Annotated in this window: 18 protein-coding genes; 11 read left to right on the top strand and 7 right to left on the bottom strand. The window is 69.0% G+C overall.

Features of this window, described 5'->3' with window-relative positions:
- Positions 1–8: 8 nt before the first annotated feature.
- Complete coding sequence (locus tag J9315_RS16765; RefSeq protein WP_211978433.1) at positions 9–410, top strand: NUDIX domain-containing protein; 402 nt, start codon at positions 9–11, stop codon at positions 408–410.
- On the opposite strand, the gene J9315_RS16760 is transcribed toward J9315_RS16765, so the two are convergent.
- Both J9315_RS16760 and J9315_RS16755 read right to left on the bottom strand, forming a co-directional pair.
- Complete coding sequence (locus tag J9315_RS16760) at positions 403–1,422, bottom strand: serine/threonine dehydratase (RefSeq protein WP_211978432.1); 1,020 nt, start codon at positions 1,420–1,422, stop codon at positions 403–405. The two genes, J9315_RS16765 and J9315_RS16760, sit on opposite strands and share 8 nt — an antisense overlap.
- 158 nt (positions 1,423–1,580) lie before the next feature.
- A complete protein-coding gene (locus J9315_RS16755) occupies positions 1,581–2,921 on the bottom strand; it encodes an MFS transporter (protein ID WP_211978431.1) in 1,341 nt (446 codons plus the stop codon).
- Between the two features lie 337 nt (positions 2,922–3,258).
- Between J9315_RS16755 and paaZ the strand changes: the two genes are divergently transcribed.
- Positions 3,259–5,292, top strand: a complete 2,034-nt coding sequence (paaZ, locus tag J9315_RS16750) for a phenylacetic acid degradation bifunctional protein PaaZ (RefSeq protein WP_211978430.1) — start codon at positions 3,259–3,261, stop codon at positions 5,290–5,292.
- 16 nt (positions 5,293–5,308) lie between these two features.
- Here the strand turns inward: paaZ and J9315_RS16745 are convergent, their stop codons facing one another.
- From J9315_RS16745 to J9315_RS16725, 5 genes are all read right to left on the bottom strand, one after another.
- Entirely contained in the window at positions 5,309–6,667 is a 1,359-nt protein-coding gene (locus J9315_RS16745) for an MFS transporter (protein ID WP_249120955.1), read from the bottom strand.
- 154 nt (positions 6,668–6,821) lie between these two features.
- Complete coding sequence (locus J9315_RS16740; protein WP_211978428.1) at positions 6,822–7,595, bottom strand: TetR/AcrR family transcriptional regulator; 774 nt, start codon at positions 7,593–7,595, stop codon at positions 6,822–6,824.
- Positions 7,596–7,652: 57 nt separating this feature from the next.
- Entirely contained in the window at positions 7,653–8,948 is a 1,296-nt protein-coding gene (gene paaK / locus J9315_RS16735; protein ID WP_211978427.1) for a phenylacetate--CoA ligase PaaK, read from the bottom strand.
- Positions 8,949–9,054: 106 nt separating this feature from the next.
- Positions 9,055–9,591, bottom strand: a complete 537-nt coding sequence (gene paaI / locus J9315_RS16730; RefSeq protein WP_249120954.1) for a hydroxyphenylacetyl-CoA thioesterase PaaI — start codon at positions 9,589–9,591, stop codon at positions 9,055–9,057.
- A 180-nt stretch (positions 9,592–9,771) separates the two neighbouring features.
- A complete protein-coding gene (locus tag J9315_RS16725; RefSeq protein ID WP_211978426.1) occupies positions 9,772–11,460 on the bottom strand; it encodes a stealth family protein in 1,689 nt (562 codons plus the stop codon).
- 371 nt (positions 11,461–11,831) lie between these two features.
- Here J9315_RS16725 and paaA point away from each other — a divergent pair, with 371 nt between their 5' ends.
- The 9 genes from paaA to J9315_RS16680 all read left to right on the top strand — a co-directional run bounded on the left by paaA (position 11,832) and on the right by J9315_RS16680 (position 19,585).
- Entirely contained in the window at positions 11,832–12,833 is a 1,002-nt protein-coding gene (gene paaA / locus J9315_RS16720) for a 1,2-phenylacetyl-CoA epoxidase subunit PaaA (protein WP_211978425.1), read from the top strand.
- On the top strand, positions 12,830–13,147 hold the full coding sequence (paaB, locus tag J9315_RS16715) for a 1,2-phenylacetyl-CoA epoxidase subunit PaaB (RefSeq protein WP_211978424.1): 318 nt from the start codon (positions 12,830–12,832) through the stop codon (positions 13,145–13,147). The genes paaA and paaB overlap by 4 nt, the downstream gene beginning before the upstream one ends.
- Positions 13,148–13,158: 11 nt before the next feature.
- A complete protein-coding gene (gene paaC, locus J9315_RS16710; RefSeq protein ID WP_198500203.1) occupies positions 13,159–14,136 on the top strand; it encodes a 1,2-phenylacetyl-CoA epoxidase subunit PaaC in 978 nt (325 codons plus the stop codon).
- Positions 14,137–14,141: 5 nt separating this feature from the next.
- A complete protein-coding gene (gene paaD, locus J9315_RS16705) occupies positions 14,142–14,666 on the top strand; it encodes a 1,2-phenylacetyl-CoA epoxidase subunit PaaD (protein WP_198500204.1) in 525 nt (174 codons plus the stop codon).
- Position 14,667: 1 nt separating this feature from the next.
- Positions 14,668–15,777, top strand: coding sequence for a 1,2-phenylacetyl-CoA epoxidase subunit PaaE (gene paaE / locus J9315_RS16700; protein ID WP_211978423.1), 1,110 nt, complete (start codon positions 14,668–14,670; stop codon positions 15,775–15,777).
- Between the two features lie 86 nt (positions 15,778–15,863).
- Positions 15,864–17,030 (top strand): thiolase family protein, encoded by a 1,167-nt coding sequence (locus J9315_RS16695; protein WP_211978422.1) that lies wholly within the window; start codon positions 15,864–15,866, stop codon positions 17,028–17,030.
- A 125-nt stretch (positions 17,031–17,155) separates the two neighbouring features.
- On the top strand, positions 17,156–17,887 hold the full coding sequence (locus tag J9315_RS16690) for an enoyl-CoA hydratase/isomerase family protein (protein ID WP_249121093.1): 732 nt from the start codon (positions 17,156–17,158) through the stop codon (positions 17,885–17,887).
- A 50-nt stretch (positions 17,888–17,937) separates the two neighbouring features.
- Positions 17,938–18,792: a 3-hydroxyacyl-CoA dehydrogenase family protein gene (locus tag J9315_RS16685; RefSeq protein ID WP_282959881.1), complete on the top strand. Its 855-nt coding sequence runs from the start codon at positions 17,938–17,940 to the stop codon at positions 18,790–18,792.
- Positions 18,793–18,808: 16 nt separating this feature from the next.
- Positions 18,809–19,585: an enoyl-CoA hydratase/isomerase family protein gene (locus J9315_RS16680; protein WP_211978419.1), complete on the top strand. Its 777-nt coding sequence runs from the start codon at positions 18,809–18,811 to the stop codon at positions 19,583–19,585.
- Positions 19,586–19,589 lie beyond the last annotated feature (4 nt).

Here is a 19,589-nt window from a genome sequence, read left to right as displayed (position 1 = left end):
CGGCACCCGTGGAGACCATTCGCGCGGCCAGCGTCGTCATCGTCGACGAGCATGCTCGTGTGCTGCTCGTCCAGCGCGGCCGGGATCCCGGCCGCGGAAAATGGTCGGTGCCCGGCGGCAAGTGCGAGGCCGGGGAGACCTTCGCCGAGGCGGCCGCCCGGGAAGCGCGCGAAGAGACCGGTCTCGACGTGCGCGTCGACCGCGAGCTCTGGTCGCTGACGATCCCCGCGGCAGACGGCCGCGAATACGACGTCCACGACTTCGCGGCCACCGTCATCGGCGGCGTTCTTCAGGCCGGTGACGACGCCGCCGACGCCCGCTGGTTCACCAACGCCGAACTCGACGCCCTCGACCTCACCGATGACCTCGCCGGTTATCTGCGTCGGGCGCGGGTCTTCGACCCTAGGTGAGATCGCCGAGGCCGGTGTTCGCTCCGCAGAGGACGACCGCGACCTTCTCGCCGGGTTCCGGCGTGTACCCGCCCGAGCTGTGGACCCCGGCGAGCGCGGTCGCCGCCGCGTGCTCGACGACGAGTCGGTGCTCGGCCCACAGATGACGGCGGGCCGCGATGATGTCCGGATCGCTGACGAGCACCGAGGTGACGAGGTCGGTCTGCGCCGCCGCGAGTGCGAGCGGCGTCGCGCACCGTGCGCCGAGGGAATCGGCGGCGACGGAATCGACGGTGACGTCGACGGGAGCACCGGCCTCGAGCGCGGCATTGAAGGCGCGCGACCCCTGCGGTTCGACCGCAACCGTGCGCACCCCGTGGAACGTCGCCGCCGTCGCGACCCCGGCGAAGAGTCCGCCCCCGCCGACCGAGACGACGACGGTGTCGAGATCGGGCACCTGGGCGAGGATCTCCGTGAACACCGTGCCGGCGCCCGCGGCGATGAGCGGATCGTCGTACGCATGGGACGCCAGCGCTCCCGACGACTCAGCGAACTCCGCGCAGGCCGCGGCCGCCTCGGCGTACTCCGATCCGACGAGCCGGACATCGGCGCCGTAGGACCGCAGCCGGTCGACCTTGACGGCCGGGGCGGTCTCGGGCACGAAGACGGTCGCCCGCACCCCGGCCTCCCGGGCGGCCCACGCGCACGCGAGGCCGGCGTTCCCACCGGAGGCGATCGTCACCCCGGCGGCGGGGAACGAGCCATCGTCGAGGTGGGCACGGATGAAGTTCTGCGCACCGCGGGCCTTGAAGGTCCCCGTGTACTGCATGAACTCGAGCGCGAAGTAGAGCCCGGCGGCCGCGGGGTCGGCGGTCGGCAGCGCCACCCACGTCGCCCCGGTGTCGGTCTCGGCCTCGGGGCGACGGCCGTGCTGCGCGGCGGCCACGGACACCGCGCGCACGCGACCGGTGATCCGCTCGGCGGCCGCTTCGATGTCGGGATAGTCGAGCCGGGTGCGGGTGGGCTCGGTCATGGGCGCCTCCTCGGTGATCGTCACTGACGTGTCTCTCCACCCTAGACGCACGGGATCGAATCGCGGATCGGGCCGGGTGCTGAGGTGGCACGGCTACGGTCGGCCGCCTCGGCGCAGATCACGCTGTGGGCGAGGATCCCGCTGTGGACGATCCCGCGTCAGTGGTGCTTGGGCACGCGCAGCGGGGTGCCCTTCGTCTCCTTGACGAGGCTGACGCCGATGAGCGAGATGACGCAGACGATGGTGAGGTAGATCGCGATCGACAGGGAGTTGCCGGTCCGCGCGAGCAGGGTCTCTGCGATGGTCGGGGCGAACGCGCCGCCGAGGATCGCGCCGAGCGCGTAGCCGATCGACACGCCCGAGTACCTCACCTGGGGCGGGAACATCTCCGCGTACATCGCCGACATCGGGCCGTAGCTCAGACCCATGCCGACGGTGAGGACGAAGATGCCGATGCCGTACATCCAGATGTTCGCAGCGTCGATCATGAGGAACGTCGGGATGAGCCAGAGGATGAGGAGGATGTAGCCGATCTGGAAGGTGCGCACGCGCCCGAGCCGGTCCGACAGCGCCCCGCCCCACATCGTGAAGATCAGCCAGCCGAAGCTCGCGAGCGTCGTCGCCAGCAGCACCGGCGCGCGGTCGAGGCCGACGGTGCCGCCCTCGGCGATGGGGCGTGAGGCGTAGGCGGCGAAGAACGCGATGATCATGTAGCCCACGGCGTTGTTGCCGATGAAGATGATCGCCGAGAGCACGACCTCCTTCGTGTTCTTCCTGAACAGGGTGCCCAGCGGGGCCGAGGATTCGGCGCGGCGCTCGGCGAGTTCGGCGAAGACGGGGCTCTCCTCGACCTGTTTGCGGATGTAGTAGCCGACGAGGACGAGGACGACGGAGAAGAGGAACGGGATCCGCCAGCCGAAGCTCGCGAACTGCTCGGGCGTGAGGACCGTGGTGAGGATCCAGATGACGCCGGTCGCGAGGATCATGCCCACGGGCACGCCGATCTGCGGGTAGGCCCCGAAGATGCCGCGCTTGGCATCGGGGGCGTGCTCGACGGAGAGCAGCGCCGCCCCGCCCCATTCGCCGCCGGCGGAGAATCCCTGGAGGATCCGCAGGAGGGTGAGCAGGATGGGGGCGGCGACGCCGATCGCCGCGTACGTCGGCAGCAGACCGATGAGCGAGGTCGCCGCGCCCATGAGGATGAGTGTGAGGACGAGCATCCGCTTGCGTCCGATCCGGTCACCGAGGTGGCCGGCGATGATCGCGCCGAGCGGGCGGAAGAGGAACGAGATCCCCAGGGACGCCCACGCCATGATCTGGCCGAGCGCCGGATTGTCGGCGGCGAGCGGACCGAAGTACTGCACCGAGAGGATGAGGCCCGCGGCCTGCGCGTAGATGAAGAAGTCGTACCACTCGATGGTGGTGCCGACGAGGGTGCCGGCGAGGACTTTGCGCTCCTCGCGGGTGATCGGCGTCGCCGATGGTGTCGTGGTGGACATGGGTGATCTCTCCGTTGAAATCCGGGGCCCGCAGGTCGCAGGGTCCCTGCCGGTCTCCGGTGAGCGGCGAGGAGGCGACCTTTGGTGACTGTTTGGTCAGTTAATACGGATGATCATAGTCCACCGAGGTGACCCGCACCACCCGCGTTAACCCCGATGACAATTACCGACCGATTGGTTAGTATATGGACTGATCGGTGAGCTCGGACACACATTCCGGGCCAGGTTCGGAAACCATCACGTCCGGGCCGCGTTCGGGTGCGGATCCGGGCGCTGAACAGTCGACAGCGGCGACGGGGCACGAGCGGCCCCGAGCGTCGAGAATGCGGGAGACCCCATGACCGAGACCCTGAGCTCCTTTGCCGCCGGCACCTGGCACACCCCGGCCGACGACGCCGGGGCGCGCGATGTCCGCGATGCGACGAACGGGCAGCTGCTCCACCGCGTGTCCTCCGACGGCATCGACTTCACCGCCGTCGCCGACCATGCGCGCCTCGTCGGCCTCCCCGCCCTGCAGAAGCTGACGTTCCACCAGCGCGGCGTCATCCTCAAGCAGCTCGGCGCATACCTCATGGAGCGCGCGAAGGACTACCACGAGATCTCGTTCACCACGGGCACGACGAAGCGCGACGCGTTCGTCGACATCGAGGGCGGCATCGGCACGCTCTTCACCTACTCGGGCGTCGCACGCCGTCAGATGCCGAACACGACGGTCCTCCTCGACGGCGATGTCGAGCGCCTGTCGAAGAACGGCACCTTCGTCGGCCGCCACATCCTCACCTCCCGTCAGGGCCTGGCGCTGCAGATCAACGCGTTCAACTTCCCCGTGTGGGGCATGCTCGAGAAGTTCGCCCCGATGTTCGTCGCAGGTGTCCCCGTCGTCGTCAAACCCGCGACCGATTCCGCGCACCTCACCCGCGCCGTCGTCGCCGACATCATCGCCTCCGGACTCCTGCCCGAAGGGGCGGTTCAGCTCGTCACCGGCGACATCTCCCCGCTCTTCGACGAGCTCGCCGAACAGGACACGATCGCGTTCACCGGCTCGGCCGGCACCGCCCGTCGCCTCGCGTCGCTGAACTGCGTCACCGAGCGCGGCACCCGCTTCTTCGCCGAGGCGGACTCGCTCAACTTCTCCCTGCTCGGTCCCGATGCCGCTCCCGGCACCCCGGAGTTCGATCTCTTCGTCGACGGCGTCGTCGCCGAGATGACCGTCAAGGCCGGGCAGAAGTGCACCGCGATCCGCCGCACCTTCGTTCCCGCCGAGCACGCCGAGGCGGTCGGGGAGGCCCTGACGGCGAAGCTCGCCACCGTCACCGCGGGCGATCCGCGGGAGAGGTCGACGAAGCTCGGCCCCGTCATCTCCGACAAGCAGCGCGGTGACGTCCTCGACGCCGTCGATGAGATCGTCGCCGGCGGCGCCCACCTCCTCACCGGCGGCCGCGAGGCCTCCGATGCCCTCGCCGCCGAGCTCGGCGGATCGTTCATCGCCCCGACCGTCCTCCAGGCCGACGACTCCTGGGTCGACGCCGTCCACGACATCGAGGCCTTCGGTCCGGTGACGACGCTCATCACGTACTCGACCCTCGCCGAGGCGGTCGACCTCGCCGCGCGCGGGCGCGGGTCCCTCGTCGGTTCGGTCGTCACCCACGATCCCGCGTTCGCCGCGGAGTTCGTGCGCGCCGTCGCGCCGTGGCATGGTCGCATCCTCGTCCTCGACCGCGATGACGCCGAGGAGTCGACGGGACACGGGTCCCCGCTGCCCACCCTCGTCCACGGCGGGCCCGGCCGCGCCGGCGGCGGCGAGGAGATGGGCGGTCTGCGCGGCGTCACGCACTTCATGCAGCGCACCGCCGTCCAGGCCTCCCCGGACATGCTCACCGCGATCGGCGGGGAGTGGGTGACGGGAGCGGAGCGCCGCCTCGGCGACCATCCGTTCACGAAGTCGCTGGCGGACCTGCGCATCGGCGACGCCCTCGAATCGGAGTGGCGGGAGGTCACGCTCGAGGACATCGCGCACTTCGCGGAGTTCACCGGGGACACCTTCTACGCGCACACCGACGAGGAGGCCGCAGCGGCCAACCCGTTCTTCCCGGGTCGCGTCGCCCACGGCTACCTCATCGTCTCCTTCGCCGCCGGCCTCTTCGTCCAGCCGGATCCCGGCCCGGTGCTCGCGAACTACGGACTCGAGGGCCTGCGCTTCGTCACCCCCGTCTCCCCAGGTGACAAGCTCAAGGTGACGCTCACGGCCAAGCGCATCACCCCGCGCGAGACCGACGAATACGGTGAGGTCCGCTGGGACGCCGAGGTCGTCAACCAGGACAACGAGCCCGTCGCGAACTACGACGTCCTCACCCTCGTCGCGAAGGAGTGAGGGCAGGCGCGGGTGCTCAGGCCCGCGCTTCGTCCTCGGCGGGGACCTCGGGATTGCGGATGCCGGCCAGGGACACGAGCCCGCCGGCGATGAGGAGGACCGCCACGAAGACGGCCGCGCGGTGGAAGCCGGTGAGATCGATGGCCCCGCCGACGATGACGCCGACGATGGCGATGGTGATGAGGCCGGCCACGCGCGAGATCGCATTGTTCACGGCACTGGCGATGCCGCTGCGCTCCTCCGGGATCGCCCCGAGGACTGTCGAGGTCAGCGGGGAGACGGTGGCGGCGAGTCCGAGGCCGAAGACGATCATCGCCGGCAGCACCTGCCACCAGTAGTTGAAGTCCTCGCGGACGAGGAGCAGCATGAGCGACCCGACGCCCATGAGGATCGGACCGAGCGCCATGAACAGGCGCGGACCGAAGCGTCCGGCCAGGCGGCCGCTCGTGGAGCTGAAGAGGATCATCATGATCGTCGTCGGCAGGCTCGCGAGACCGGCGGCCGTGGCCGTCAGCCCGGCCTCCTCCTGGAGGTAGATGGCGACGACGAAGCCGTTGAGCGACAGGGCTCCGTACATGAGCGTCGTCGTGATGTTGCCGACCCAGAAGTTCCTGGCTCGGAAGAGATCGAGCGGCAGGATCGGATCGGTCACCCGCCGTTGGCGCAGCAGGAACAAAAGGAAGAGGGCGGCCCCGCCGAGGAGGGTGATCGGAATGAGCGGATTGCCCCACCCCAGCCGGGGCTGTTCGATGAGGCCGAAGACGAGGCCGCCGAGTCCGAGGATGGAGAGGATCGCCCCGAGGATGTCGATGCGGGCGTCCGGGCGGTGGGGCGGATCGGGCACCTTGCGCAGCAGCCACAGCGTGATGGCGATCGGGACGACGTTGATGAGGAACGCGAACCGCCAGCTCGCGAAGTCGACGAGGACACCGCCGATGAGCGGGCCGACGATCATCGCGCCGGTGGTCAGCGCGGTCCACGTGCCGATGGCCTTCGCGCGGGCAGCACCGGAGAAGTGGGCGCTGATGAGTGCGAGCGAGCTCGGCACGAGGAAGGCCCCGGCGGCACCCTGGAGCATCCGTGCGATGATGAGGATGAGCGGGTCGGGGGCGAGCGTGATGATCACCGAGGCGATGCCGAACCCGATGAGGCCGATGACCATCACCCGGCTGCGCCCGTAGGCGTCGCTGATGGAGCCGGCGACGAGCATGATGGCCCCGAGCGTGATGAAGTAGCCGTCGACGACCCACTGCTGGGTGACGAGCCCGCCGCCGAGTTCACGGTCGATCGCGGGCAGGGCGACGTTGACGATCGTGCCGTCGAGGAACGCCACGAACGAGGCGAGCACGGCGATCCACAGGATGCGAGAAGTCACCCTGTCAGAGTACGCCCTGAGGCAAGGCTGTTTGAGTTCTGTCGTGGCGCGTGACGTGGTGCGACTCGCACCCCGGACTTCAGGTCGCAGAGTGTCGATTTTTCTGCCCGCCATCGACACTCTGCGACCTGAAGACGGCGGATTCGCGGCTGCCTCACTTCGGGGGCGGGGCCTCCAGGCCGGTGAACGCCATCGCCGTCACTGCCTCGGCGATGGTCTCGGGGTCCACGGGGTAGCCGGGGCGGTACCACTCGGTGATCGAGTTGACCATGCCGAAGAGCAGGCGGGTGACGAGGCCGGGCGGGAAGTCCGCGCGGATGCCGCCCTCGGCGATCGCCTCGGCGACCAGCGCCCGGATCTTGTCGTCGATGCCGCGCCGCTGTTCGAGGGCTTCGCGTTCGACCTCGGAGTTGCCGCGCACCCGCAGGAGGAGGGTGACGGAGTGGTGGTATTCGATGAGAATGAGGACGCTGGCGTGGACGGCGAGCCGCAAGCGCTCGAGGGCGTCGGTGTCGGTGCGCCGGCTCTCGGTCTCGACCGCCGAGTCGAGGGCGCTGATGCCGCGGTTGATCGCCAGCCGCAGCAGCTCCTCCTTCGACTTCACATGGTGGTAGATCGCCGACTTCGTGATCCCGAGCTCGCGGGCCACGGTGTCCATCGACGTCCCGTCGTAGCCGCGGAGGACGAACACCTCGGTGGCCTTGTTGATGAGCGTCTCCCGGTCGTAGCCGGGACGGCCACGGCGCGGACGCGACTGTGTGGCCGCCTCGGCGACGATGCCACCGGCACCAGCCCCGCCAGCGGCACTCCCACCGGCACCAGCCCCGCCGGCGGCCTCATCGACAGGACCCCTGCGGGCAGCCGGAGGCACGACGGCCTCCTCAGCCGAGGTCGGCTGAGTCTGTGCAGGTGACGGGCTCTTGGACATGCGCACCAGTCTAATCAGCGAGGCGAGGCCGCTGCCGCGACACGGGTCACATCCGCCTCAGCGGATGTTCTCGCGGCGGTCGATGATGCGCTTGAGCTTGCCGACCGAGCGCGGCAGTGACCCGGGATCCTTGACGTCGACGGTCGAGGAGACGCCGAGGCGCTCCTTGATCCGCCGCGCCACGCGGCTGCCGAGCCCCTCACGTTGGGTCGCGTCGACGCCCTCGCGGCACTCGACCTCGACGGTCACCTCGTCCATCCGGCCCGGGCGGGTGAGGACGAGCTGGAAGTGCGGGCTGAGGTGCTCGAACTCGAAGAGCACGGACTCGACGTTGGCGGGGTAGACGTTGACGCCGCGGATGATGATGAGGTCGTCGGAGCGGCCGGTGATGCGGGAGATGCGGCGGAAGTTCGGGTGGGCGGTGCCCGGCAGCAGGCTCGCGAGATCGTGCGTGCGGTAGCGGATGATCGGCAGCGCCTCCTTCGTCAGGGAGGTGAAGACGAGTTCGCCCTCCTCGCCGTCGGGCAGCACCTCGCCGGTGAAGGGGTCGACGATCTCGGGGTAGAAGTGGTCCTCCCAGATCGTCGGGCCGTCCTTGGTCACCGCGGATTCGCAGGCGACGCCGGGGCCCATGACCTCGGAGAGGCCGTAGATGTCGACGGCGTCGATGTCGAAGGACTTCTCGATCTCGCGGCGCATCTCGTCCGTCCACGGTTCGGCGCCGCAGATCGCGACCTTGAGGCTCGTCGAGGTCGGGTCGATGCCCTGCCGGTGGAATTCGTCGAGGATCGTGAGCAGGTAGGTCGGGGTGGCGGTGATGATGTCGGGCTGGAAGTCCTGGATGAGCTGGACCTGGCGCTCGGTCTGTCCGCCGGAGATGGGGACGACGGTGAAGCCGTGGCGTTCGGCCCCGTGGACGCCGAGTCCGCCGGTGAAGAGTCCGTATCCGTACGCGTTGTGGAGCATCTGGCCGGGGCGTCCGCCGGCGCCGATGATCGAGCGGCGGATGAGGTCGCTCCACACGTCGAGGTCGTTCTGCGTGTATCCGACGACGGTCGGCAGTCCGGTGGTGCCCGAGGAGGCGTGGATGCGGGCGACGTTGTCGCGGGGGACGGCGAAGAGCCCGAACGGGTAGTTCTCCCGCAGGTCCTGCTTGCTCGTGAACGGCAGCTTCGCGATGTCGTCGAGACTGGTGATGTCCGCGGGAGTGATGCCGAGCTCGTCGAAGGCCTTCCGGTAGAAGGGGACCTTCTCGTAGACGGTGGACACCGTGGTCGTGAGGGTGGCCAGCTGATGAGCGCGCAGCTCATCGAGGCTCATCGTCTCACCGGCGTCGCTGGCGGTGGCGGTCATCGTGGTCTCCTGGCGGGTGTGTCGAATGGCGTGTGGATGTCCTGGAGCGCCGAGGTGGCGGCGCGTCGCGGGCGGCACCGGGTGAGCGCGGTCCGCGGGGTGAGGGTCAGGGGGCGGCGTCGGGCTTCGGGGCAGGAAGGGTGCGGGAGCGGCCGCGGTAGACGGCGATCGTCTCGTCGCCGCGCTTGACCTCGACGTCGTAGATGCCGGAGCGGCCCTGCCGGACGACCTCGCGGCCGTGGGCGACGAGTTCGTCGCCGACGCGGGTGGGCTTGAGGAAGGTGATGTCTCCGCCCGAGGCGACGGTGACCGATCCGGGGTAGTTGCAGGCCATCGCGAACGTCGTGTCGGCGAAGAGGAAGATGTAGCCGCCATGGGTGATCTCGTGCCCGTTGGCCATGATGTCGGTGACCGTCATCGAGCACTGCGCCCATCCGGGTCCGTGATCGTCGAGAGTGATCCCGAGGTGCTGGGAGGCGCGATCGTTGGCGTACATCGCCGCCGCTCCCGTGTGCGCTTCATTGCCGATGCCGGGCGCGGTGCGCTCGGGTGAGCCGGCTGTGCTCGCCGAGGCAGCCGGAGCCGGGGGAGCGGCCGTGTTGGTGCGGGCGGTGTTCGTCGCGTCGATGTCGGCATGTGCCATGTCGGGCTCCTCCTCGAGTCGCTGCGCTGCGAGGCGCGGGCAGGGTCGCCGTCTCAGAGGTGCCGCACGGCGGCATGAGAATAAACGACCATCTGGTCAATAAATATCGTTGTGATCGGCGTCTCTGTCAAGTCAGCGAGGAGGTGGCTGCACCCCGAGTATCGCTGACGGACGACGCTGTCACTGGTTCGCGACGGAGCTCTGCTGCTGAGACCCCGATGCCTGAGAACTCTGCTTCTCGAATGAGCTCGGCAGCGGGAACTTCTCCGAGAGGAACCAGTGCATGATCTCATCGAGGTGCTCCTGGGCCTCAGGGGTGGAATCCGTGTCATTGAGGCAGAGGACATCGAGGTTTCTCCGCCGCAGCAGTCGACGCATGTAGAGCTCGGCGTCGGGCCGCGAGATGTCCATGTAAGCGTAGCGAATGGGCGAATCGATCGCCTTGCCCCGTGCGTAGGCGTGGAAGTGATAGAGCGCCGAGGAGATCGAGTAGTCATCGGGATGCCGGAACTTCGACTGGGCGACATGGTCGAACAGCTGTTGATACTCGGCTTCGAAGTCGGACATCACCGACTTCAGCTGCGGGTGGGGTGTGTGCTTGAACTTGTTGCCGACCCGCCGACCGTGCTCGTTGAGCATGAAGTCACGCCCGTGTTTGGCCGCCGACAGCACCGGCATGTCCCGTGCGCTCGCCTCGGAGAGGTCGAGTGGGGCCGTCGACGGGAAGAAGCGGGACAGTCCGTTGCCGGTGAAGAAGAGCTCTGGGCTGGTGGGGCGCATGAAGAACAGGTCGTCATTCATGTAGATGTACTTCTCGCTCAGCCCCGGAATGTGGTGCATCTGCGATTCGATCGCGTGCGAATTGAAGACCGGGAGGTTGCCCTGGTCGGAGAAGATGTCCTTGTGGTCGATGACCGTGATCTTGGGGTGATCGGTGTCGAGCCAGTCAGGGACCTGGGCGTCGGTGATGAGATAGATGTGGTTGACCCAGCTCGCGTAGGCCTCGACCGACCGCAGTGAGTAGAGAAGCTCCTGCCGATCGGCGAAGCGCGATTCCGAGACCGCCGTCTCGTTGATCTGTCCCTCGCTGAGGTCGCCTTGGGCGCGCAGCTTCTTCGCTCGCCATTCGGGGTCGGAGCCGTCGACCCAGGTGTAGACGAGATCGACGGGGTCCGGAACGCCGTAGAGATCGGGGGCATCCGGCAGGATCGTGTGGTTGTCGTTGGCCAGGGACGCAGCCCAGACCTCGGGAGTGAAGTATTCGACGAGGGTGCGCGGCTGCTTCGCCACTCGGTGCAGGGTCCCCGGAATGTGCGTCGACCCGTCCACGCGTCGGCGTCGGGGCCCGAGGTCGGTCCATGCTTCGACGATGACGCCTTCGAATCCGGTGCTCAGCACGCGTCCGTTCGGCGCGACGACGCGGCGGTGGAGAATCATCGTCGCCACGGCGAAGGGGTCGCGGCGCTGTTTGCGCGGACTCGCCGACGCCCACGAATAGTATCGGCGGTACTGCGTCCAGCCCTCCGATGCCCGCAGCGAGGTGAGCGCCTCGAGTGCGTGCCGGGTCTGTGACTGCGGAATGACCAACCGCGCGCGATCCCGCGCGCGCCGCGGAAGCTCGACGAAGTCGACGCCGGCCGCTCTGAAGGCCGATCGCACGGCATCGAGGTTGCGCTGCTGAGCGGCGACGCTGTTGTGGACTTCGGTGGCGACGACCTGTGGTTGATGCGCCAGACTCGGCCGGAGCGTGGTGCGGATCCGCTGCTGCCAGTCCTTCTCGCCGTGACGGACCTCCGACAACCACAGCTTCTGGTCATTGCTGAGGAGATCGATCGCCTTCCTGCGAGTCCGCCGAGCGAGGATTCTCATCGCTTTACGACGACTGTTCACTGGCAGTACCTCCGCAGGTCATTGTCACGTCACTTTCAATTTAATGCGAAGTCATCTTTGCACCGCGGATTGACACGGGCAAATCAGATGTAGTGGATCACAGGAATAGTCGGAGTCAGAGCTGTAGTCCGACAGGAAGGGCCGGAAAGCAGCAATACTTGCCGACTGCTGGCGGCTGCCCATGCTCCCCGAGGTGGATCCCGCTCGATATTCGGCACGGAATCGAGCGGGATCCACCTCGGCGGGCATCCTGGGCGCAGGGTGCCCTATTGCGTGCGGGCGTGGGGTATGCCACACTGGTGGAGAACTTTACAGAACAAATGGTCAGTAAATGGTCCGATGGAGTGGTCATGACAACTGAAGCACAGCTCGAGGCGCAGTTCGCCGACACGATCGAAGCCAAGGATCGCATCGAACCGCGCGACTGGATGCCCGAGGCCTACCGCAAGACGCTCATCCGGCAGGTCGCGCAGCACGCGCACTCGGAGATCATCGGCATGCAGCCCGAGGGCAACTGGATCACCCGCGCCCCCTCGCTGCGCCGCAAGGCGATCCTGCTGGCCAAGGTCCAGGACGAAGCCGGCCACGGCCTCTACCTCTACTCCGCCGCCGAGACCCTCGGCGCCAGCCGCAACGAGCTCACCGAGAAGCTCATCGCCGGCAAGCAGAAGTACTCGTCGATCTTCAACTACCCGACCCTGTCGTACACCGATGTCGGCACGATCGGCTGGCTCGTCGACGGCGCCGCGATCTGCAACCAGGTGCCCCTGTGCCGGACCTCCTTCGGCCCCTACGGTCGCGCGATGATCCGCGTGTGCAAGGAGGAGTCCTTCCACCAGCGCCAGGGCTACGAGCTGCTCATGACGATGATGCGCGGCACCGACGAGCAGCGGGAGATGGTCCAGGAATCTGTCAACCGCTTCTGGTGGCCGGCGCTGATGATGTTCGGACCTCCCGACGACGACTCCCCGAACACCGCGCAGTCGATGGAGTGGGGCATCAAGACCCACACGAACGACGAGCTGCGCCAGAAGTTCGTCGACATGTCGATCCCGCAGGCCGAGGCCCTCGGCGTGACGTTCCCCGACGAGAACCTCAAGTGGAACGAGGAGCGCGGCCACTACGACTTCTCGACGCCGGACTGGGACGAGTTCTGGTCCGTCGTCAAGGGCAACGGTGCCTGCAACGACCAGCGCATCGCCCACCGCAAGCGCGCGTGGGACGAGGGCAAGTGGGTCCGCGACGCCGCGCTCGCCTTCGCTGAGCAGTCCGCCGAGGCGACCGCCGCCTCAGCCCCGTCCGGCACTGAGACCCCCGCCGCCGGCACGATGACCGAGGAGACCGCGAAATGACCGACACCACCTCGGCGAACACCCCCAGCGCCCGCGGAGAATGGCCCCTCTACGAGGTCTTCGTCCGCGGCAAGCGCGGCCTCAACCACGTCCACGTCGGCTCCCTCCACGCCCCCGACGACCAGCTCGCGCTCCGCCATGCCCGCGACGTCTACACCCGCCGCAACGAAGGCGTGAGCATCTGGGTCGTGCGCTCGGCCGACATCACCGCGTCGAGCCCCGACGAGAAGGACCCGATGTTCGCCCCCAGCGGCGACAAGGTCTACCGTCACCCGACCTTCTACGACATCCCCGACGATGTCCCGCACATGTGAGTGACGAGCAGATGACGAACGAACCCAACGCCCCCAAGGTCCACGTCGAACACGACGAGGCCGGCACCACCGTCGACCACGACTCGCACGAGAGCGCTTACTCCGGCCTGCTCGTCAACGACGCCCACTGGGCCTTCGGCACCGACTTCGAGGACCCGCTGGCCGGCGTCGACACGACCGTGCCCGAGGGCGTCGACCCGGCCGCGCTCGCCGCGTACTGCCTCATGCTCGGCGACGACGCCCTCGTCTTCTCCCAGCGCATCTCCGAGTGGTGCTCGAACGCCCCCGACCTCGAGGAGGACATCGCGCTCGCGAACATCTCCCTCGACCTCCTCGGTCAGGCCCGTCTCCTCCTCGCCCGCGCCGCCGCTGCCGACCCGAGCCTCGTGCCCGCGCTCCCGGCCTCCTCGCCGGTGCCCGACGAGGACCGACTCGCCTACTTCCGCGACGACATGGCCTTCCGCAACGTCCGGCTCGCGGAGGTGCCCAACGGTGACTTCGCCGAGGCGGTCGCGAAGATCCTCATCTACTCGACCTGGCGCCTGGCGATCTTCGAGCGCCTGACGGACAGCCGCGACTCCGTGCTCGCGGCGATCGCGGCCAAGGGCGTCAAGGAGATGTCCTACCACCGCGACTTCTCCGCCCGCTGGGTCCTCACCCTGGCCCGCGGCACCGAGGAGTCCCGGACCCGGCTGCTGGCCGCCCTCTCCGGCCTCTGGCCGCTGTGGGCCGAGCTCTTCGAGACGCACCCGACCGAAGCGGCCGTCGCCGCGGCCGGCATCGGCGTCGACCCCGCCGCGGTCGAGGACGAGGCCGGGGTCATCCTCGACCAGGTCTTCGCCGCCGCCGGCATCGACCGTCCCGACCGCGGGGCGCTCGCCGGCGTGCGCGGCAAGAAGGGCCGCGACGGCCTCCACACCGAGGCGCTCTCGCGCATGCTCGCCGAGATGCAGGTCGTCGCTCGCGCCCACCCGGAGGGGCAGTGGTGACCGCGATGCCCCTGACCCCGCTCACCGACGGCGCCGAGGCGGTCGACCGCGCCCGTGCCGCCGCCGCTCGCGTCACCGACCCGGAGATGCCGATGCTCACGCTCGTCGACCTCGGCGTGCTCCGGGACGTCACCGTCGAGGACGATCACGTCGTCGCGACGATCACCCCGACCTACTCGGGCTGCCCGGCGATGGCGACGATGCGCGATGACCTCCAGCGCGAACTCCAGGACGCCGGCTTCCCCGATGCGGAGATCCGCGTCTCGCTCACCCCTGCATGGTCGAGCGACTGGATCACCGAGGAGGGACGGGCCGCCCTCGCCGGTGCCGGGATCTCCCCGCCCGGGCAGGCTCCCCGTCGCCAGGGTCCGGTCGCCCTCACCCTCATGCCGACCCGCCGCGCCATCGTCTGCACCCTGTGCGGATCCGACGATGTGGCACTGACCTCGGAGTTCGGGCCCACCGCGTGCAAGGCGATGTACCAGTGCCGCACCTGCCTCGAACCCTTCGAACACGTCAAGGAGATCTGAGATGACCGACACGCTCGGTGCGAACGCGCCGACCTCCGCCGCCTCTCAGTCCGGTGACCGCACGGGCTTCCATCCGCTCACGGTCGCCTCCGTCGACCACCTCACCGAGGACTCCGCGGCCGTGACCTTCGACGTGCCCGCCGACCTCGCCGATCTCTTCGACTTCGCCGCCGGCCAGTCGCTCACCCTGCGCCGGATCATCGACGGCGTCGAACACCGCCGCACGTACTCGATCTGCGCCCCGGCGGGCACCGCCCCGCGCATCGGCGTGCGCGAGATCCCCGACGGACTCTTCTCCCGGTGGCTCGTGCGCGACGTCCGCCCCGGTGAGACGATCGACGTCCAACCGCCCAGCGGCAGCTTCCAGGCCGATCCCAGCCTCGGCGGGAAGCACCTGTGCATCGCCGCCGGCTCCGGGATCACCCCGATGCTCTCGATCGCCACGACCGTGCTGGCGAACCCCGAGGCGTCGGTGACCCTGCTCTACGGCAACCGGTCGACGAACACCGTGATGTTCGCCGAGGAGCTCGCCGACCTCAAGGACGCGCGCAACCAGCAGCTCGACCTCGTCCACGTCCTCTCCCGCGAACCCCGCGAGGTCGACCTCTTCTCCGGCCGCCTCGACGCCGACAAGCTGCGGCAGCTGCTGACCATGCTCGTGCCCATCGACGACGTCGACCACGTGTGGCTGTGCGGGCCCTTCGGCATGCTCAGCGACTCCCGTGCTGTCCTCGATGAACTCGGGGTGCCGAAGGAGAAGGTCCACTTCGAGCTCTTCTACGTCGACGAGCCCCCACCCGAGGTCGTCCACGCCGACAAGGTCCTCGAGGGGGCGACCTCCGAGGTCACGGTCATCCTCGACGGACGACGGACCACCTCGGCGATGTCGCAGGGCAAGACGATCCTCGACTCCGCACAGGAATCGCGGTCGGACCTGCCGTTCGCATGCAAGGGCGGCGTGTGCGGAACCTGCCGGGCCAAGGTGTGCGCCGGTGAGGTCGACATGGTCCGCAACTACGCCCTCGAGGACGCCGAGGTGGCCGCGAACTTCGTGCTCACCTGCCAGACGTTCCCCGTCAGCGACGACGTCACCATCGACTTCGACTCCTGAGCCCGATTCCGCAGAGTGACCCGTCCGGACGTCCGGACGGGCACCGCGCTACGATCATCACGTCTGACCCGAGAATAAGGAGCACCATGCCTGAGGCTTTCATCCTTGACGGACTGCGCACCCCCATCGGCCGCTACGGCGGAGTGCTCGCTGATCAGCGGCCCGACGATCTCCTCGCCACGACGCTCAAGGCCGTCGTCGACCGCACCGGGATCGACCCGGCGGACATCGACGAGGTGATCATGGGGGCCGCGAACCAGGCCGGTGAGGACAACCGCAACGTCGCCCGCATGGCCGTGCTGCTCGCCGGACTGCCCGTCTCCGTGCCCGGCTTCACCGTCAACCGCCTCTGCGCCTCGGGCCTGACCTCGATCATCCAGGGGCGGGCGATGATCGCCGCCGGCGATGCCGACGTCGTCGTGGCCGGCGGTGTCGAATCGATGACCCGCGCCCCGTGGGTGACCGAGAAGCCCTCGCGGGCCTGGGCGAAGCCCGGCAAGACCTTCGACACGTCGATCGGCTGGCGCTTCCCCAACCCGCAGTTCGACGCGGACACGACGCTGTCGATGCCGGAGACGGCCGAACGCGTCGCACAGCGCTGGAACCTCACCCGCGAAGAGCTCGACGCCTTCGCCTACGCCTCCCACCAGAAGGCGCTCGCGGCACAGGCTGCGGGGAAGTTCGACCCGGAGATCATGCCCGTAGGCGACGTCACCGCCGATGAGGGCCCGCGCGCCGACACGACCCCGGAGAAGCTCGCGAAGCTGCGCACCCTGCACGGCCCCGACAGCGTCATCACCGCCGGCAACTCGTCGTCGCTCAACGACGGTGCGGCCGTGACGATCCTCGTCTCCGACCGCTACGCGGAGAAGCACGGCCTCGACCCGCGCGCCCGCGTCGTCGCCGGCGCCAGCGCCGGAGTGCCGCCGGAGATCATGGGCATCGGTCCCGTGCCCGCCTCGGAGAAGGCGCTTGCGCGCGTCGGCTGGAGCGTCGACGACCTCGACGCCGTCGAGCTCAACGAGGCCTTCGCCTCCCAGTCGCTCGCCTGCATCCGCGACCTCCACCTCAACCCGGAGATCGTCAACGAGTTCGGCGGGGCGATCGCGCTCGGCCACCCGCTCGGCGCCTCGGGCACCCGCATCACCCTCACCCTCCTCAACCGCCTCGAGCAGGGCGAGGAGAAGCGCGGACTCGCGACGATGTGCGTGGGCGTCGGGCAGGGCTCGGCCGTCCTCCTGGAACGCGCATGAGCGAGACGACCGGCGCGGGCGCAGGGTCCACGGCGCACCCTGGCGAAGGGTCCGCGGCGCACACGGGCGCAGAGTCCGCCGCGGGCGGGGACTCTCCGCTGCTCATCGAGCGCGGGGAGAACCGGATGATCGTCCGGCTCAACCGCCCCGAGGTGAAGAACGCCATCGACCTGACGATGGTCGAGGCCCTCCACGAGGTGTGCGCCGAGCTCGAAGCACACCCGCAGGTCGCGATCCTCACCGGCACCGGCGGGACGTTCGCCGCCGGGGCCGACATCGGACAGCTGCGCGAACGCCGCCGCGACGACGCCCTGGCCGGGATCAACTCGAAGATCTTCAGCCGCATCCTCGACCTGCCGATGCCCGTCATCGCGCTCGTCGACGGCTACGCCCTCGGCGGCGGGGCCGAACTCGCGTTCGCCGCCGACTTCCGCATCGGCACCCCGAGCACGAAGATCGGCAACCCCGAACCCGGCCTCGGCATCCTCGCCGCCGCCGGTGCCGCCTGGCGCCTGCGGGAGCTCGTCGGGGAGCCGCGGGCCAAGGAGATCCTCCTCGCCGGACGCACCCTCAACGCCGATGAGGCCAGGGCCATCGGTCTCCTCAACGACGTCGTCGACCCCGATGAGCTCGAGGTCGCCGGGGAGGCGCTCGCCGAGCGGATCGCGAGCTTCGCGCCCCTGGCCGTGCGGCTGACGAAGTCGGCGTTCCACGCCCCCCGTGAGGCCCACCCCCTCATCGACAACATCGCCCAGGCGGTGCTGTTCGAAACCGACGAGAAGTACGCGCGGATGGATGCGTTCCTCGCCCGCCGCGACGCGAAGAAGCAGGCGAAGAGAGAGGCTGCAGACGAGTGAGCGACGAGACGACGACCCCCGCCGGACCCGGAACCGCAGTCGCTGGGACCGTGCCGGCGACCGCCTCGGCGAATGACCGCGCCCAGGTGCCCGACACTGTCGGCGTCTACGGCGGAGGACGGATGGGGGCGGGCATCGCTCACGCCTTCGCCACCGCCGGGGCCCGCGTCATCGTCATCGAGAGCACCGAGGACACCGCGGCCGCGGCCCGTGAGCGCGTCGACGCCTCGATCGCGAAGTCCGAGGCCAAGGGCATCGCCGTGCCCGGCCGGGTCGACGTCGTCCGCGACCCGACCCTCCTCGACGAGGCGCTCCTCGTCGTCGAGGCCGTGCCCGAGGACGCCGAGCTCAAGCGCACGATCCTCGCCGCGATCGCGAGGTACGCCCCGGCGGCGAGCATCGGCACGAACACGAGCGCTCTGTCGATCGACGAGCTCGCCTCCGCCCTGCCGCGCCCGCAGGCGCTCATCGGCCTCCACTTCTTCAATCCCGTGCCCGTGTCCGACCTCGTCGAGATCGTCGTCGGCTCCCAGACCTCACCCGAACTCGTCGCCGCGGCGACGAACTGGGTCGCGGCCCTCGGGAAGACCCCGATCACGGTGACCGACTCGCCCGGGTTCGCCTCCTCCCGCCTCGGCGTGGCACTCGCCCTCGAGGCGATCCGCATGGTCGAGGAGGGTGTCGCGAGCGCCGCCGACATCGACACCGCGATGACGCTGGGCTACCGGCATCCGGCGGGCCCGCTGAAGACGACGGACATCGTCGGCCTCGACGTGCGCCTCGGCATCGCCGAGCACCTCGAACGCGAACTCGGACCCCGCTTCGCCCCGCCCCAGCTGCTGCGCGACAAGGTCGCGGCCGGGGAGCTCGGACGCAAGACCGGCAAGGGCTTCTACGAATGGTGACCTGGAGGAACAGCCGATGACCGAGATCAGACTCAATGTCCGCGGACCGCTCGCCGAGATCGTCCTCGACGGACCCGACTCCCGCAATGCGCTGAGCGCCGACAACCTCGGTGAGCTGGCCGCAGCCGTCGGCAAGGTCGCCGAGGCGACGCCGGGCATGCGCGCCCTGCTGCTGCGCGGGGAGGGGAAGGTCTTCTCCTCCGGACGCGACATCTCCGCCGTCGACGTCGCCACCGACGATGCGTATGCGTTCCTCGAGGAGTCGTTCACCCCGGTGTTCCGCGCGATCCGCCGCCTGCCGATCCCCGTCGTGGCGCAGGTCCAGGGGGCCGCGCTCGGGCTCGGCTTCGGCATCGCCGCGGCCGCCGACATCATCTACGCTGCCGATGATGCGAAGTTCGGCTCGCCGTTCGCCGCGATCGGCGCGATGCTCGACTCCGGCGCCCACCACGTGTTCCTCGACCGCGTCGGCTACCACCGGACCATGGATCTCATCGTCACCGGTGACTTCATGACCGGCGCCGAGGCGGCCGCCACGGGGATCGTCTCCCGTGCGGTGCCCGCGGCCGAGCTCAGTGACTTCGTCGCTGAGAAGCTTCAGCGCATCGTCGCCGGACCCGCCGAGGCGTATGCGATGGAGAAGAGCTTCGTGCAGAAGCTCGTCGACGACCGCCCGCGCATCGCCGAGGTGCTCGAGGCCGAGGCGAAGCTGCAGGAAGCGGCCCGGCAGACACCGGACTACGTCGAGGGATTCCGCGCCTTCCAGGAGCGTCGCACCCCGAACTTCGGCTGAGCCG

The organism is Brevibacterium sp. W7.2, from assembly GCF_018137945.1.
GTDB lineage: Bacteria > Actinomycetota > Actinomycetes > Actinomycetales > Brevibacteriaceae > Brevibacterium > Brevibacterium sanguinis.
Note: the sequence above shows the minus strand (reverse complement) of the source record. Positions and strands in the feature narration are given on the sequence as shown.

What these genes read in the sequence shown, in the direction of transcription:
- paaC (WP_198500203.1), top strand. Translation starts at nt 13,159, where the DNA reads ATGACGAACGAACCCAACGCCCCCAAGGTCCACGTCGAACACGACGAG.
- J9315_RS16755 (WP_211978431.1), bottom strand. Translation starts at nt 2,921, where the DNA reads ATGTCCACCACGACACCATCGGCGACGCCGATCACCCGCGAGGAGCGC.
- J9315_RS16690 (WP_249121093.1), top strand. Translation starts at nt 17,156, where the DNA reads ATGATCGTCCGGCTCAACCGCCCCGAGGTGAAGAACGCCATCGACCTG.
- paaZ (WP_211978430.1), top strand. Translation starts at nt 3,259, where the DNA reads ATGACCGAGACCCTGAGCTCCTTTGCCGCCGGCACCTGGCACACCCCG.
- J9315_RS16695 (WP_211978422.1), top strand. Translation starts at nt 15,864, where the DNA reads ATGCCTGAGGCTTTCATCCTTGACGGACTGCGCACCCCCATCGGCCGC.
- paaD (WP_198500204.1), top strand. Translation starts at nt 14,142, where the DNA reads ATGCCCCTGACCCCGCTCACCGACGGCGCCGAGGCGGTCGACCGCGCC.
- J9315_RS16725 (WP_211978426.1), bottom strand. Translation starts at nt 11,460, where the DNA reads ATGAGAATCCTCGCTCGGCGGACTCGCAGGAAGGCGATCGATCTCCTC.
- paaB (WP_211978424.1), top strand. Translation starts at nt 12,830, where the DNA reads ATGACCGACACCACCTCGGCGAACACCCCCAGCGCCCGCGGAGAATGG.
- J9315_RS16760 (WP_211978432.1), bottom strand. Translation starts at nt 1,422, where the DNA reads ATGACCGAGCCCACCCGCACCCGGCTCGACTATCCCGACATCGAAGCG.
- paaA (WP_211978425.1), top strand. Translation starts at nt 11,832, where the DNA reads ATGACAACTGAAGCACAGCTCGAGGCGCAGTTCGCCGACACGATCGAA.
- paaI (WP_249120954.1), bottom strand. Translation starts at nt 9,591, where the DNA reads ATGGCACATGCCGACATCGACGCGACGAACACCGCCCGCACCAACACG.
- paaE (WP_211978423.1), top strand. Translation starts at nt 14,668, where the DNA reads ATGACCGACACGCTCGGTGCGAACGCGCCGACCTCCGCCGCCTCTCAG.
- paaK (WP_211978427.1), bottom strand. Translation starts at nt 8,948, where the DNA reads ATGACCGCCACCGCCAGCGACGCCGGTGAGACGATGAGCCTCGATGAG.
- J9315_RS16680 (WP_211978419.1), top strand. Translation starts at nt 18,809, where the DNA reads ATGACCGAGATCAGACTCAATGTCCGCGGACCGCTCGCCGAGATCGTC.
- J9315_RS16740 (WP_211978428.1), bottom strand. Translation starts at nt 7,595, where the DNA reads ATGTCCAAGAGCCCGTCACCTGCACAGACTCAGCCGACCTCGGCTGAG.